Genomic DNA, 14,702 nt, shown 5'->3' on the forward strand with positions numbered 1-14,702 from the left:
TTACTAAATGCAAAACTTTAAACAATTTTTTAATATTGAAAATCTCTCAGCCGTTTTTCCATGGGCTGTGGTAAGTGGCATTGTGATGTTTTTAATGCTGAGTTCAGGAAATTATTCCGCTCAAATAATGCTTGTTACCGGTGTCGCATTAATTATTTACATAGTGTCTTTCATGGTTGCGATATCCGATAACAAATATCGCAATGACATGGCTTATCGCCTGATTTTAATAGCAGTTCAATATATCGCTATTGTATCTCTTGCATTTTTGACTCCTTTCACCTTTGTGGCGATTTTGGTTACCATTTGGAGTGCTCAATTACCCTATTTTATGCCATTCAAACAAACCTTGGTTACGTCGCCCATTTGGTCGGCACCCTTTTGGGTAATAATGTATTTTTATTGGCACGTGGATTCGGCAATGCTATCTGCGTTGCTATTCTGGACGTTTAATATTTTTGCCCTTGTCATGGTAAATGCAAATATTAAAGAGAAACGCGCAACCGAACAGGCGATGGAGCTTAATCGTGAATTAATGGCAACTCAAAGGTTGTTAGGAGAGGCATCAAAACAAGCGGAGCGAGTACGTATTGCTCGTAATATTCATGATTTACTAGGACACCATTTGACTGCATTGACGATTAATTTACAGGTGGCTTCTCGGATTTCAGATGGTGAAGCTCAGGCTAAAATTCAACAATGCCACGGTTTAGCTAAACTATTATTAAGTGATGTTCGCGAAGCCGTTTCTGAAATTCGTGAAAAGTCGCATATCGAATTAAGTCAGGCCCTTCATGCGCTATTAGATGATGTACCTAACCTGCGAATTACACTAGATATTGAAGTTAATTTGAATATATCCGATGTTAATGTAGCAGAAGCCATTTTACGCAGTGTGCAAGAGTCTGTTACTAATACGTTGCGTCACAGTAATGCTAAGCATTTCAATATTCAATTAGCCCACAAAAATAATACTGTCCAGCTGACAATGTATGACGACGGTAGGCAAAAACAGCAAAATAAAATACAAGAGGGTAATGGTTTGATTGGGATGCGCGAAAGAATCGTTAACCTTGGAGGAACTATCGATACTGCACTAACGGCAACAGGGTTTCGCACAAAAATAGAATTACCGGAGCTAACATGAGTATTAATGTGATGGTTGTAGACGACCAAACCTTGGTCCGTGAAGGGATTAAAAGCCTTTTGTCGCTAGCGCCGGAGATCAACATTGTTGCAGAAGCAGCCGATGGCAAAAGTGCATTGAATATCATTGCAACACATAAGCCCGATGTCGTACTCATGGATATTCGGATGCCAATCATGAATGGAATTGAAACGGTTGAAGCCTTAAATCTGAAGGCACCAGCAGAAATTCCACCAGTGATTATGCTCACAACTTTTGATGAACATCAGCTTGTTATCCAAGCTATTCAAGCGGGGGCGAAAGGGTATTTACTGAAGGATGTATCGTTAGAAACCTTGGTCGAGGCTATTGTTAAAGTACATAGCGGAGAAACATTAATTCAACCTAGCCTTACGCAGCGTGTATTAAAAAGTCTGCAAGGTAAAGAAACTGCGTTTGAAAGCTCTATCGCCCCGATTCCTCTTAGTGCTAAAGAAGTTGAAATATTGCGATTAATTGCTGCTGGTTGCAGTAATCGTGAAATCTCCGAGTTGATATTTAAATCTGAAGGTACGGTTAAAAATCAGGTTTCGAATGTATTAGATAAATTAGGCGTGCGCGATCGCACTCGTGCTGTTTTAAAAGCTATCGAGCTCGGGTTTATCTAAACTAACCGGAAAGGTAACCGTGAATTCGACGCCTTTTCCAATTTTAGATTTACAATCAATGTGCCCAGCTAATACTTTAACCACAATGTCGTAACATATGTGCATACCCAAACCAGAACCGCCATTGTGCCGAGCGCTGGTAAAAAATGGTTTGTATAAGTTTTCAATCGTATATTCTGACATCCCACAACCGTTATCTTTGTATATTAGCTCTAACATCGGTTGACCTATCGCTTGCTCGATAACCCTTATTTTAAAGAAAATATGACCAATTTGCTTTGCGTCAAAACCGTGTTGCACAGAGTTCATAATCAGATTTATCAGTAATTGGCTAATCGCACCGGGATTACTATAGACTTCCAATTCAGGATCTATGTCAAAACAAAATTTTTGATTGGAGCGCTTTAAGCGTGGTTTCAGGGTCAATAAAATTTCATTTACGTAACTAATAAGATTAATTTTACGAGCTTCTTGACTGTGCTGGTCTAAGGAAAGTTGTTTGAAGGTTTTAATTAACTGAGTAGAGCGAATCAAATTGCGTTCAACAATATCAACACTCTCTTCGGTAGCGGCAAAAAATTGTTTTAACTCGGATCGTTTCAGTTGTTCTTGTTGAAAGGCTTGTGTCGTCTTGCTCAGAATACTGCGTAAGTAGGAAATCGCTGTGATAGCAACACCTGTTGGTGTATTGATCTCATGCGTTAGACTCGACATCATGGTTCCCAAAGCCGCCATATTTTCTAATTCGACTAATTGGTTTTGTACCTCGTTGCGCTGATCTAACGCCTTTTTCAACATATGATTGGTATTGGTTAATTCTTGTGTTCGTTCTTCAACTCGTCTTTCTAATTCGGCATTGGTTTCTTTCAGTTGTTGAATGTTGTTAGCTCGTTCAAGAATAATTGAGACAATTTGAGCCTCGTAGGTCAAGGAGTCTATATCGTCTTGTTCAGGGACTCCGGAGGTCGGAAAAAACATAGAAAATGTGCCAAACACTTCGCCATTAGGGGAAATGATCGGTTGTGACCAACAGCAGCGTATACCGCAAGCAATGGCGACATTTTGTAATTTATGCCAGTGGGGATCTTGAATAATATCTTCACTTACGGCTAATTCTCTTTTGCCTATTGCTACAGCGCAAGTTGTTGCAGCAGGAAATACCTTTTGATTTTTTAAAGCCTCCAGAAGCGGCAGTGGTAAACTTGGCCCAACGAATGGGTTTAGCACAGTGCGTGAGCTATCTAACAAGCTAATCAAACATTTAAGCCCTGTCGTTGCAGATTCTAGACTTGATACTAATTCGCTTAGGACTTCTTCGAGGGGATTACCATTAACCAACATGTCTAACGCATTTATGCGACCGGACTCAATCGCATTATGTCGCTTCAAATGCGTGTAATTGCTTGCACCGCGAATGTTGATAACCTTGTGAGATTTCATATTAATGATTGCTTTATTCTTAATCCGTTAGTAGCAATTTTAAACAATGTAGCATAAAAGCCGCTGCTGTCTACGCTAAATTTGCTCGTTAAAGGTCACCGTGAATAGCTTGCAAGGCCGCTATAGCGGCAATCGCTGCGGTTTCCGTTCTTAACACTCGAGGACCCATTTGCACTGTTTGAAAGCCAACTTGCTCAGTGGCATAGATTTCAGACTCGGTAAATCCACCTTCTGGTCCTATCAATAATTTAACTCCACTGGAGGGGATTGATAAGTGTTTAATACTCTTTTCAGCTCTGGGATGTAAGGTTAATCGAAGCTGTGTGGTGGATTGTTTTGTCCATTCATGAATCGATGTGCATGGATGTAATGTGGGAATTTGATTTCTACCACATTGTTCACAGGCTGAAATAATTAACTTTTGCCATTGCTGGCATTTTTTTTCCCAGCGTTCAGCTGATAATTTCACGCCACATCTTTCGGTGATCAATGGCGTAATTTCAGTGACACCGAGTTCAACTGCTTTTTGAATTGCCATATCCATTCTGTCGCCTCGTGAGACACCTTGACCTAAATGAATATTTAATGTGGATTCGACGTTGATAGACAGTTTTGCGTCAATTAACACCTTTGCTTGACGTTTTTTGGCAGTCACTAGTTCAGCGCTATATTCGTTGCCATCGCCATTAAACAGCACTAATGGGTGACCTTCGTTTAGACGCAGAACACTGACTATATGGTTTGCAGCATCAGGGGTGAGATCAATAATCTGATCAACAATGAGTAAGTCGGGGTGATAAATTCTTGGAATTCGCATGGGATTACAACAGCAGTTAACAATGCACTATATGGTATATCAAGTAGAAGGTATCTCAACTAAAGAATTACCGACCATTGGCAAACAACCAAGTAAGTCTATTTAATTAATAAGCAAAGCCAGTGATTTTCAAATCAAATGCGGTGATTTTGTCACCGCATTTGAATTAATCAATCATAGAGAAGAATAAATCTTGGCTATTGTTAGTTGGCATTTAACGTTTTAGTTGAAGTCATTCTATTGTGCGAGCTATCAGTAGATTCCTGCTGATTATTAATAGAAGCATTCTTGCGCGCAAACGCAGTGTGTTCACCCGTATCTTTAGCAAGGCAAAAGACCAATAGAATTATCAAACTAACGAAGATAAGAGAGAGAATTAACATTTTCAATTCCTTTAAAAATATTACTAAGAACCCTTAATTAAGGGGCGAATAGCATAGCACTTCTATTAACTAAAGTAGAGTTTAAAATGCTTAAAAAATAAACATTAGTAAAACCCTAACAAATTCAGGTATTTGTAAATAACCAACATTTTTAAAAGGAGTTCAGCTACCTGTTCTTAATATTAAACAGTGATAAAAATTTTGTTTTAATACAAAAATATGTTGAACAAATTCTGAAATAAAATCCAAGATATTGAATGTCGAAGCCTTCAAATCCGAGGGATAAAGTAACTTTGATTTTTGACAATTCAATGACAACACTCTAAATGATTAAAAGAATTAAGCGAATTAAACTTTAGTCTATGACGCTAAATTGCGACATATACATTAGTCTAATTTGACAAAAAAAGGGTGCATATCTTGTTGTTTCCTTTATTATTTCGTCGTCCCACTAATTACCAAGTAGTGATGTTAGCCAAATAAATGAAAAGGCTTTCTTTTGGTGTAGGACTATCGCTATTCAAAGAATTAAAAAATGTTCGGGAGAAACAAAAAATGCTTGAAGATATAAATGTATCAGAGTTAGTTGAAACTTATGTAATTCCTTGGGGGCTGAACATATTGTTCGCCGTCATCATTTACATTATCGGTAAAATGGTTGTTGGAATTCTTGTCAATGTGTTTGGCAAAGTTATGGCTCGCTCTAAATATGACGACATGCTTGTCGACTTTTTAAAGGCCATAGTTAACGCTATTTTAATGTTGTTTGTTATTGTTGCCTCATTAGACCAACTAGGTGTAGATACTACGTCCTTAGTTGCAATTTTAGGTGCTGCAGGTTTGGCAATTGGTTTGTCACTACAAGGTTCTTTACAGAATTTTGCTGCAGGTGTGATGTTGCTTGTTTTCCGCCCATTTACTCGCGGAAATTTCATCGAAGCAGCTGGTACTGCTGGTGTAGTTAAAGATATCACTATCTTCACTACAGTAATGACAACGCCTGATAACAAAGAAATTATTGTTCCAAACGGTGCTATCTATAGCGGTAACATTGTAAACGTATCAGCAAAAGAAACTCGTCGAGTGGATATGGTTGTTGGTATCGGTTACGACGCTGATCTTAAGAAAGCTAAAGAAGTGCTTATTGAAATGGTTAATGCTGATGAGCGTATCCTAAAAGATCCTGCGCCTACAGTTGCTGTTTCAGAATTGGCAGATAGCAGTGTTAACTTTATCGTTCGTCCTTGGGTAGCTTCTGCTGACTACTGGGCTGTTAAATTTGACTTCACTGAAGCGGTTAAACTTCGCTTTGACCAAGAAGGCATTAGCATTCCATTCCCACAAATGGATGTGCATTTACATAAAACAGAAGAGTAATCTTCCGTTAAATATAAAAAATGCCCCTAATTAGGGGTATTTTTTTTAACTAAAATTAACTCGATACGGATAGTTACATTTACGGGAAATTACATTTTACAGTTCGGTTTATCGGTTGCTTGATTCGCTAATGCTTGTGCTGCCGACATATTGGCCGTAAGGGTTTCAATCCGCGTTGTGGGGGAGGGGTGAGTAGACATAAATTCAGAAGTCCGTTGTCCATCACTTGCCTTGTCCATATTCTTCCATAATTCAACCGACTGAGTAGGGTCAAACCCAGCTCTTGCCATCAACTCTAAGCCTATTAGATCGGCTTCAGTCTCGTGAGTGCGGCTAAATGGCAGTTGTACACCGACTTGAACCCCTAAACCAATACCAGCCATAATCATGTTGCTATTTGCCACTTGTTTAGCATTTAAGATTTGATTGGTCGCCTCTAAACCTATGCCGATTAGCGCCGAATTGGACATTCTTTCATTTCCATGTTCAGCAATAACATGGCCAACTTCATGACCGATAACAGCGGCCAATTGATCTTGATTTTGAGCTACTTTAAGCAGCCCTGTGTAAACACCAATCTTTCCCCCTGGCAACGCGAAGGCGTTAACTTGATCGTCTTCAAAAACTACCAGCTCCCATTGGCCATCAAAGACACTGCTAGGCACATGTTTGGTTATGAAGCCTGCAACACAAGAAACATATTGATTATCTACTCCTTGTTGCGAGACTTTCTGTTCTATTTTCATACCATCGAAAGCTTGCGCTCCCATATCCGCTAATTGATCTTTAGAGTAGAGCTTTAATTGGGACCTGCCTGTGGGAGAGGTAGAACAAGCCGTTAGTAATACTGCGCTAATGGTAGCTGCTAGACATGTTTTGGAGATGTGTTTAAACATAAATGATTTCCGATTTCCCGTTAACTGCACTAATTCTTAATTGTTAAGCTTCAATTCAGTTTTAGATCAGTATGCTGGTAATAATTAATTAACAAGATGTGTATCTATGAAAATGACATTCATAAAATTAGCGGCACTGAGTTTGCCATTTTTAGTATCATCTTGCGCATCTCATCATACGCGAAATTCTGAACGTAACCAATTTGTCACTGAGCTATATGCCAATGTCGATCAAATATACGATGTTAAATTTGAATCTCATGCTGGCGAGGCCGCTGCGAGTTGGGGGCTTTGGGGCGCATTGAATAATGTTTACGGAAGCGACAGGCAGATTCTTGCAGGTGCACTAATTGGTGCTTTCTTCGGTGGATTGCTCACCAGTATTGAAGAGGGCCCTAGTAGAGGGTTCGAGTACCATCTCACCGCAACTGACGGTGAGTATTTAGTTGTGGTTTTAGATTACTTCCCAGCTGATGAGGGGGAATGCGTACGAGTTCGGATGGCCAATAAAGTGCATATGATTTTGGTGAATTCTGATTATTGTCAAATTATTGATTAACAATATCTGTTAAAACAAAAATAGCGTCTAAAAGACGCTATTTTGAGTTTAACTAATCATCATATGATGTCTAATTAATTTATAGTGCAGCCTTCAATTGCTCAGCTTTATCTGTCGCTTCCCAAGGAAACTCTTCGCGGCCAAAGTGACCGTAAGCAGCTGTCGCTTGATAGATAGGACGTTCAAGATCGAGCATTTTTATTAGGCCATAAGGACGAAGGTCAAAATTAGCTCTTACTAAATCGGTGAGTTTTTGATCTGAGATAACACCAGTACCAAAAGTTTCAATGCTAATTGATGTTGGTTCGGCTACGCCAATTGCATAAGAAACTTGGATTTCACAACGTTTAGCTAACCCTGCTGCAACTATATTCTTAGCTACATAACGCCCGGCGTAAGCCGCTGAACGATCAACTTTAGAGGGATCTTTTCCTGAGAAACAGCCACCACCATGACGGGCCATGCCGCCATAAGTGTCGACTATTATTTTACGACCAGTCAATCCACAGTCACCCATTGGACCACCAATAACAAATCGACCTGTTGGGTTAATCAAAAATTTTGTTTTGGCTGACAACCACTTTTCAGGCAGCACGGGTTTGATAATTTCTTCCATAACGGCTTCTTGCAAATCAGCAGTGCTGATTGAGTCACAATGTTGAGTTGACAATACAACTGCGTCTATGCCGACAGGTTGATTATTTTCATAGATAAAAGTGACTTGGCTTTTGGCATCAGGGCGCAACCAAGGCAACGAGTTGTTTTTTCTGACTTCTGCCTGACGTTTTACCAGACGATGGGAATAAGTAATTGGCGCAGGCATTAAAACATCGGTTTCATCACTGGCATAGCCAAACATCAAGCCTTGATCTCCCGCACCTTGCTCTTCTGGACGACTACGATCAACACCTTGATTAATATCTGGTGACTGTTTACCTATGGCGTTGAGCACTGCACATGAATCTGCGTCAAAACCCATATCTGAGTGGGTATAGCCAATTTCGCGAACGGTTTTGCGTGTCAATTCTTCAATGTCTACCCAAGCCGAGGTGGTCACTTCACCACCCACAAGTACCATTCCGGTTTTGACAAACGTCTCACAAGCCACACGGGCTTTAGGGTCTTGGGTTAAAATGGCATCTAACACTGCATCAGAGATTTGATCTGCAATTTTGTCTGGGTGCCCCTCAGAAACAGACTCTGAAGTAAAAAGATGTGATGTCATGTGTTTTTCCTTTCTTGAATTCGCTTAATAGATTCACGCCAAAAGTGATTTCTTATCGGCAATAGTTGCATTCTAATCATTATTTTCTAAAATACCAGTCTTTCCGTCTAGACGTCCAAATGGCTATATGTTCAGAATGGTTTCCACTTGTTTGTACGTGAATTACCAGAAAAGGAATAGAACATAACCAAAAAAAGCATAATCAATAATGAATAAGCGTTGCAGTTCGGCGATGGCTGGTGGAAAATGTTCAACCCCAAAATGAATACAAGCAAATTAATCAATGTCATAGCCAATTTAGTTAGGCGTTGAGCATGCTTTTAGGCAATTATTTATAGCAGGAGACACCATGCCTTCACGTCGAGAACTAGCCAATGCCATTCGCGCTTTATCAATGGATGCGGTACAACAAGCTAATTCAGGTCACCCCGGAGCACCAATGGGAATGGCTGATATTGCACAAGTATTGTGGAGTGATTTTATGCACCACAATCCAGCTAACCCGAAATGGGCTAACCGTGACCGCTTCGTGTTGTCTAATGGTCATGGCTCGATGTTGATCTATTCTTTGTTGCATCTAACCGGTTACGACTTGCCAATTGAAGAATTAAAAAACTTTCGTCAATTGCATTCAAGAACTCCAGGTCACCCAGAGTATGGCTACGCACCTGGAGTTGAAACCACTACCGGTCCTTTAGGACAAGGTATTAGTAACGCTGTTGGTATGGCAATCGCTGAAAAAATGTTAGCAGCACAATTTAATCAACCTGAGTTTGATATTGTTGATCATTTCACCTATTGCTTTTTAGGTGATGGTTGTTTGATGGAAGGGGTTTCTCATGAAACTTGTTCACTTGCTGGAACTTTAGGTTTAGGTAAGTTGATCGCCTTTTGGGATGACAACGGTATTTCCATTGATGGTGAAGTAGAAGGTTGGTTTACTGACGATACTCCTGCTCGTTTTGAGTCTTATGGTTGGCACGTTATTGCTGACGTGGATGGACACGATCCTGAAGCCATCAATGCTGCAATCAAAGCGGCTAAAGCAGAAACTTCTAAACCCACCATGATTTGTTGTAAAACAGTCATCGGATTTGGTTCACCTAATAAATCAGGTAGCCACGATAGTCATGGTTCACCTTTAGGTCTTGATGAAGTTGAAGCAACCCGCAAAGAACTTAACTGGAACCATGCCCCTTTCGTTATTCCTGAAGATATCTACGCACAATGGGATGCGAAACAAACAGGTTTAGAGCTTGAGCAACAGTGGAATGGAAAGTTTGCTAAATACGCAGAAGCATATCCAGAGTTAGCCAGTGAGTTTACCCGTCGTTTAAATGGTGACTTACCTGCTGATTTCAGCGATAAAGCCGCCGCATATATTAAACAAACCCAAGAAAAAGCTGAAAACGTTGCGAGTCGTAAGTCTTCGCAAAATGCAATTGAAGCCTTTGCCAGTTTACTACCTGAAGTGGTTGGTGGTTCAGCCGATTTAGCCGGATCTAACCTAACATTGTGGTCTGGTTCAAAAGGTATTACCGCCGATGATGCCAGTGGCAACTATATTTTCTACGGCGTACGTGAATTTGGTATGAGCGCGATCATGAATGGTATTGGGCTGCATGGCGGCTTCAGAACTTATGGTGCAACCTTCTTAATGTTCATGGAATACGCTCGTAATGCTGTGCGTATGTCTGCGTTGATGGGAATTCCTAATATTTTCGTTTATACCCATGATTCCATTGGACAAGGGGAAGATGGTCCAACTCATCAACCTATTGAGCAAGTAGCGAATTTGCGTCTAACTCCAAATCTAACGACGTGGAGACCTTGTGATGGAGCTGAAACAGCTGTGGCTTGGAAAGCGGCAATTGAGCGTAAAGATGGACCATCAGCACTGGTATTCAGCCGTCAGGGTTTACCTGCACAATCTCGCAATGAGCAGCAACTTGCTGATATCGCCAAAGGTGGATATGTTTTGCTGGATTGTGATACGACACCTGAAATCATCTTGATTGCCACAGGCTCTGAAATCGCTATCACGGTTGAAGCTGCGCAAAAATTAACTGCGCAAGGTAAGGCTGTACGTGTAGTATCTATGCCTAGCACCAATGTCTTTGATGCCCAAGATGCTGATTATCGTGAGTCTGTATTACCTCGCAGCGTGACAAAACGTGTTGCTGTTGAAGCGGCTCATGTGGATTTTTGGCACAAATATGTTGGATTCGATGGCAAAATCGTTGGTATGACTACCTTTGGTGAGTCTGCCCCTGGTGGCGCGTTGCTGAAATACTTTGGTTTTACCGCAGATGCTATCGTAGAGGCGGCGAATTCATTATAATCGAGCGCAAAATAAACTAGCGTTACTAACCTAAGGTTTTTAGTGTTGGTAACCTAATTACTAGAAAAGGGTACACTTGTAACAGAGCGTGCCCATTTATGTATTAAGAGTGACATGATACGAATTGCAATAAATGGCTTTGGTCGCATAGGTCGAAACGTATTGCGGGCTTTGTACGAAACAGCTCGACACGAACAAATCAAAATTGTTGCAATTAATGAGATTGCTAATCCTGAAGGCATCGCTCATTTATTAAAATACGACACAGCTCACGGTCGTTTTGGATTTCCGGTTTCCCTGAATGGGGATTGTTTGAATGTGGCCGGTGATACGATTCAATTGCTACAGTTCGCTACTTTAGACAAGCTACCCTGGGCCGAGCTCGATGTGGATTTAGTCTTAGAGTGCACAGGCGTTCACAACGATAGAGCGGATGCGGAAATTCATATTGCCCAAGGCGCTAAAAAAGTACTTTTTTCCCACCCATCGACACCAGACATGGATGCTACTGTTATTTACGGTATCAATGATGACTTGTTGCAAAGTGATGATCGCATTGTTTCCAATGGCTCTTGTACTACAAATTGCATAGTGCCGGTAATTCAAGTTCTTGATAAAGCATTTGATGTGTTAAGCGGCACAGTCACAACCATTCATTCTTCTATGCATGATCAACAAGTGATTGATGCGTATCATCCAGATTTGCGCCGAACACGAGCTGCTAGCCAATCGATTATTCCCGTAGATACCCGATTAGCTGCTGGTATTGAACGGGTGTTGCCAAAATTTGCAGGAAAATTTGAAGCGATCGCTGTCAGAGTGCCTACAATTAATGTCACAGCGATGGACTTGAGTGTGACAGTAGATAAAAAAGTGTCAATAAATGACATTAATCAGGTGTTGAAACAAGCAGGTCAGGGCAGATTAAACGGAATATTGAGTTACACTGAAGAGCCTTTGGTATCAATAGACTTCAATCATGATCCACATTCTTGTATCGTGGATGGCACACAAACCAGAGTGAGTCACAAACAACTTGTGAAAACACTGGTATGGTGTGATAACGAGTGGGGTTTTGCGAATCGAATGTTAGACACTGCGCAAGCTATGTTTCGTATTTGAACTATAAATGTAATTAAAAATAAATATACTTAATGATGTTATAGATTAACAATCAATAATAGCAAGATTAAAGGAACCTATATGTCGATACTCAGTATGGCAGATTTGACCCTCGCAGATAAACGAGTGTTAATACGCGAAGATCTCAACGTGCCAGTCAAAGATGGCAAAGTGACATCAGATGCGAGAATTAAAGCAGCCTTACCAACGATTAAACTAGCGCTTGAAAAAGGTGCCAAGGTAATGGTGATGTCGCACCTAGGCAGACCCACTGAAGGCGAGTTTGACGCTCAGTACTCCATGCAACCTGTCGTCAACTATTTGAATGATCACCTCGATTGTCCGGTTAGTTTAGCCTCTGATTATCTTGATGGTGTGGAAGTGGCAACAGGTGAAGTTGTCGTTTTAGAAAACGTACGTTTCAATGTAGGTGAGAAAAAAGACGACGAAGGGCTTGCAAAGCAGTATGCTGGCTTATGTGATGTGTATGTAATGGATGCTTTTGGCACCGCGCACAGAGCGCAGGCTTCCACCCATGGTGTGGGTAAGTTTGCTCCAATAGCTTGTGCGGGACCTTTGTTAGTCAATGAATTAGATGCACTTGGTAAAGCTTTAGACAATCCAGCCCGACCTTTGTTGGCTATTGTGGGTGGTTCTAAAGTTTCTACTAAATTAACCGTGTTAGAGTCACTTTCTAGTAAAGTTGATCAATTAATCGTTGGTGGCGGGATTGCCAATACATTTATTGCTGCACAAGGGCATAATGTGGGCAAATCTTTATATGAAGCAGATTTGATTCCTGAAGCAAAACGATTAATGCAGACGGCAAGTGACAACGGTGGCAATATTCCAGTACCCGTGGATGTGGTGACTGGCACTGAGTTTTCAGAAACCGCATCAGCCAGTTTGAAGGCTGTTACACAAGTCGCAGACGAAGATATGATTTTTGATGTTGGACCACAAACATCAAATCAACTTGCCGCGTTAATTCGACAGGCGGGAACTATCGTATGGAACGGGCCAGTAGGGGTTTTTGAATTCGATCAATTTGGTGAAGGAACCAAAGCAATTTCGTTGGCAATTGCACAAAGCAGTGCTTTTTCAATTGCTGGTGGTGGTGATACTTTGGCAGCAGTAGACAAATATGGTATATCTGACAAAGTTTCGTATATATCAACAGGTGGTGGTGCTTTCTTGGAGTTCTTAGAAGGCAAAACGTTACCTGCTGTAGCAATGTTGGAAGCAAGGGCAAAAGAGTGACAGTCGTCAGATTGATTACTCCAAGAAGAAGTGTAGTGAAACACTCAAGTTAAGTTTTGTATTCTACTCAAATAAAAAGGAGTGTTGCGGATGGCATCACAAGCACAACTAGACATGCTTAAAAAAATAGAGTCCGATAATGGATTTATCGCGGCCTTGGATCAAAGTGGTGGTAGTACCCCAAAAGCATTAAAACTGTATGGCGTGACCGAAGATGAATATAACGGTGACGAAGAGATGTTCGGTAAAGTGCACGAAATGCGCACTCGAATCATCACCAACAAAGCGTTTAATGGTAAGCGAGTACTAGGCGCTATTTTGTTTGAAAATACCTTAGATAGGGATATTGAAGGTAAAGCCAGTTCTCACTATTTGTGGCAAGAAAAGCAAGTTGTCCCATTTCTTAAAGTGGATAAAGGGTTAGAAGCAGAAGAGAATGGCGTTCAGCTAATGAAAGCAATGCCTGGCTTAGATGACGTTCTTGATAAAGCCAATGCGAAAGATGTATTTGGTACCAAGATGCGCTCAGTGGTGAAATCTGCCAATCCGGCTGGCATTAAAGCCGTAATTGAACAGCAGTTTTTAGTAGGGCAACAAATATTGGCTAAGGGACTAGTTCCTATTATAGAACCAGAAGTTGATATTCATGCGCCTGATAAAGAAGCCGCTGAAGCAATTCTTAAAGCTGAAATTTTAGCTCAATTGGATGCATTACCAGACACCCAGCAAGTGATGTTAAAACTGACTTTGCCTGAAGTGAATGGTTTTTATTCTGAGCTAATTGAGCACCCTCGTGTACTCAAAGTGGTTGCTTTGTCTGGTGGTTATTCAAGAGAAGAAGCCAACAACCGTTTAAAGGCAAATAAAGGTATTATTGCAAGTTTCTCACGAGCTCTATCAGAAGGGTTATTTGCGCAACTTTCTGATAAAGAATTTGAAGAAACCCTAGATGCTTCTATTGAAAGTATCTATCAAGCTTCAATTACCTAGTAATAGTGTAAACGACTAAACAGCCGGACTTTTGTCCGGCTTTTTTGTTTTCTGCTGTTAGGTTTAACATTTTTTGATTATCACGACTAAAATATAACGGCTGACTGAGCACTGAAAAATTCCGGTTACCGACATTAGGATAATTATGAAATTCGAATTGCCATTGCCGTTGTATAAAAAGCTTACGGTAACATTCCGAGTTGAGCCCGGATGTCTAGGGCCAGAGGGCGCAGCCCACATAAAGGGGTTTTGTAAACACGCAAAAAAAATGGTGGTGGGTTTAGATTCCGATTTTATTCGTTGGGTGATTATCCCAAGGTATGATAAATCTTTGCCAGAAACCGAATATAAAACGAATGGGAAGCGTTTAAATCAGCAGCAAGCTGCATTGTATCTTAGTGCCTTTAATAAAAACCTAGACGATTTTGAGGCTCATCTTGATGAGCAATTAACCCATTTAATTGATAGTTATCTAGGCCGTTAAGTCAACTCGCAGTG

14 protein-coding genes are annotated in these 14,702 nt (G+C 40.7%); 9 read left to right on the forward strand and 5 right to left on the reverse strand.

Features of this window, described 5'->3' with window-relative positions:
• The first annotated feature begins 7 nt into the window (after positions 1-7).
• Both Q4567_RS12225 and Q4567_RS12230 read left to right on the forward strand, forming a co-directional pair.
• On the forward strand, positions 8-1,147 hold the full coding sequence (locus Q4567_RS12225) for a sensor histidine kinase (RefSeq protein ID WP_216046870.1): 1,140 nt from the start codon (positions 8-10) through the stop codon (positions 1,145-1,147).
• Positions 1,144-1,794, forward strand: coding sequence for a response regulator transcription factor (locus tag Q4567_RS12230; RefSeq protein WP_303500541.1), 651 nt, complete (start codon positions 1,144-1,146; stop codon positions 1,792-1,794). Before Q4567_RS12225 ends, Q4567_RS12230 begins: the two co-directional genes overlap by 4 nt.
• Here the strand turns inward: Q4567_RS12230 and Q4567_RS12235 are convergent.
• The 3 genes from Q4567_RS12235 to Q4567_RS12245 form a co-directional block, all read right to left on the reverse strand.
• Entirely contained in the window at positions 1,765-3,234 is a 1,470-nt protein-coding gene (locus tag Q4567_RS12235; protein WP_216046868.1) for a GAF domain-containing sensor histidine kinase, read from the reverse strand. The two genes, Q4567_RS12230 and Q4567_RS12235, sit on opposite strands and share 30 nt — an antisense overlap.
• An 88-nt stretch (positions 3,235-3,322) precedes the next feature.
• Positions 3,323-4,051 (reverse strand): 16S rRNA (uracil(1498)-N(3))-methyltransferase, encoded by a 729-nt coding sequence (locus Q4567_RS12240; RefSeq protein ID WP_216046867.1) that lies wholly within the window; start codon positions 4,049-4,051, stop codon positions 3,323-3,325.
• A gap of 203 nt (positions 4,052-4,254) precedes the next feature.
• Positions 4,255-4,434 (reverse strand): hypothetical protein, encoded by a 180-nt coding sequence (locus Q4567_RS12245; protein ID WP_303500542.1) that lies wholly within the window; start codon positions 4,432-4,434, stop codon positions 4,255-4,257.
• A gap of 555 nt (positions 4,435-4,989) precedes the next feature.
• Here Q4567_RS12245 and Q4567_RS12250 point away from each other — a divergent pair.
• Entirely contained in the window at positions 4,990-5,811 is an 822-nt protein-coding gene (locus Q4567_RS12250) for a mechanosensitive ion channel family protein (protein WP_216046866.1), read from the forward strand.
• An 89-nt stretch (positions 5,812-5,900) separates the two neighbouring features.
• On the opposite strand, the gene Q4567_RS12255 is transcribed toward Q4567_RS12250, so the two are convergent.
• Entirely contained in the window at positions 5,901-6,707 is an 807-nt protein-coding gene (locus tag Q4567_RS12255; RefSeq protein ID WP_216046865.1) for a M48 family metallopeptidase, read from the reverse strand.
• A gap of 106 nt (positions 6,708-6,813) precedes the next feature.
• Between Q4567_RS12255 and Q4567_RS12260 the strand changes: the two genes are divergently transcribed.
• The gene (locus Q4567_RS12260; RefSeq protein ID WP_216046864.1) at positions 6,814-7,266 is read left to right on the forward strand and encodes a hypothetical protein; all 453 of its coding nucleotides are present in this window, start codon (positions 6,814-6,816) and stop codon (positions 7,264-7,266) included.
• Between the two features lie 79 nt (positions 7,267-7,345).
• Here Q4567_RS12260 and metK read toward each other — a convergent pair whose 3' ends face one another.
• Positions 7,346-8,491 (reverse strand): methionine adenosyltransferase, encoded by a 1,146-nt coding sequence (gene metK / locus Q4567_RS12265; RefSeq protein WP_216046863.1) that lies wholly within the window; start codon positions 8,489-8,491, stop codon positions 7,346-7,348.
• Between the two features lie 349 nt (positions 8,492-8,840).
• On the opposite strand from metK, the gene tkt reads away from it, so the two are divergent.
• From tkt to Q4567_RS12290, 5 genes are all read left to right on the forward strand, one after another.
• Positions 8,841-10,832 (forward strand): transketolase, encoded by a 1,992-nt coding sequence (gene tkt, locus Q4567_RS12270; protein ID WP_216046862.1) that lies wholly within the window; start codon positions 8,841-8,843, stop codon positions 10,830-10,832.
• A gap of 114 nt (positions 10,833-10,946) precedes the next feature.
• Complete coding sequence (epd, locus tag Q4567_RS12275) at positions 10,947-11,954, forward strand: erythrose-4-phosphate dehydrogenase (RefSeq protein WP_216046861.1); 1,008 nt, start codon at positions 10,947-10,949, stop codon at positions 11,952-11,954.
• Positions 11,955-12,035: 81 nt separating this feature from the next.
• Positions 12,036-13,214, forward strand: a complete 1,179-nt coding sequence (locus tag Q4567_RS12280) for a phosphoglycerate kinase (RefSeq protein WP_216046860.1) — start codon at positions 12,036-12,038, stop codon at positions 13,212-13,214.
• Between the two features lie 90 nt (positions 13,215-13,304).
• Positions 13,305-14,204: a fructose bisphosphate aldolase gene (locus Q4567_RS12285; protein ID WP_216046859.1), complete on the forward strand. Its 900-nt coding sequence runs from the start codon at positions 13,305-13,307 to the stop codon at positions 14,202-14,204.
• Between the two features lie 145 nt (positions 14,205-14,349).
• Positions 14,350-14,688 (forward strand): hypothetical protein, encoded by a 339-nt coding sequence (locus tag Q4567_RS12290; protein ID WP_303500543.1) that lies wholly within the window; start codon positions 14,350-14,352, stop codon positions 14,686-14,688.
• The last annotated feature ends 14 nt before the right edge of the window (positions 14,689-14,702 follow it).

The sequence above is a fragment of the Aliiglaciecola sp. 2_MG-2023 genome, assembly GCF_030548145.1.
In the GTDB taxonomy this organism is placed as follows: domain Bacteria; phylum Pseudomonadota; class Gammaproteobacteria; order Enterobacterales; family Alteromonadaceae; genus Aliiglaciecola; species Aliiglaciecola lipolytica_A.

Excerpts from the sequence above, each read along its gene's own strand:
- Q4567_RS12290 (WP_303500543.1), top strand. The coding sequence starts at position 14,350 with ATGAAATTCGAATTGCCATTGCCGTTGTATAAAAAGCTTACGGTAACA.
- Q4567_RS12285 (WP_216046859.1), top strand. The coding sequence starts at position 13,305 with ATGGCATCACAAGCACAACTAGACATGCTTAAAAAAATAGAGTCCGAT.
- metK (WP_216046863.1), bottom strand. The coding sequence starts at position 8,491 with ATGACATCACATCTTTTTACTTCAGAGTCTGTTTCTGAGGGGCACCCA.
- Q4567_RS12225 (WP_216046870.1), top strand. The coding sequence starts at position 8 with ATGCAAAACTTTAAACAATTTTTTAATATTGAAAATCTCTCAGCCGTT.
- Q4567_RS12240 (WP_216046867.1), bottom strand. The coding sequence starts at position 4,051 with ATGCGAATTCCAAGAATTTATCACCCCGACTTACTCATTGTTGATCAG.
- Q4567_RS12250 (WP_216046866.1), top strand. The coding sequence starts at position 4,990 with ATGCTTGAAGATATAAATGTATCAGAGTTAGTTGAAACTTATGTAATT.
- Q4567_RS12255 (WP_216046865.1), bottom strand. The coding sequence starts at position 6,707 with ATGTTTAAACACATCTCCAAAACATGTCTAGCAGCTACCATTAGCGCA.
- Q4567_RS12245 (WP_303500542.1), bottom strand. The coding sequence starts at position 4,434 with ATGTTAATTCTCTCTCTTATCTTCGTTAGTTTGATAATTCTATTGGTC.
- epd (WP_216046861.1), top strand. The coding sequence starts at position 10,947 with ATGATACGAATTGCAATAAATGGCTTTGGTCGCATAGGTCGAAACGTA.
- Q4567_RS12280 (WP_216046860.1), top strand. The coding sequence starts at position 12,036 with ATGTCGATACTCAGTATGGCAGATTTGACCCTCGCAGATAAACGAGTG.
- Q4567_RS12260 (WP_216046864.1), top strand. The coding sequence starts at position 6,814 with ATGAAAATGACATTCATAAAATTAGCGGCACTGAGTTTGCCATTTTTA.
- tkt (WP_216046862.1), top strand. The coding sequence starts at position 8,841 with ATGCCTTCACGTCGAGAACTAGCCAATGCCATTCGCGCTTTATCAATG.
- Q4567_RS12230 (WP_303500541.1), top strand. The coding sequence starts at position 1,144 with ATGAGTATTAATGTGATGGTTGTAGACGACCAAACCTTGGTCCGTGAA.
- Q4567_RS12235 (WP_216046868.1), bottom strand. The coding sequence starts at position 3,234 with ATGAAATCTCACAAGGTTATCAACATTCGCGGTGCAAGCAATTACACG.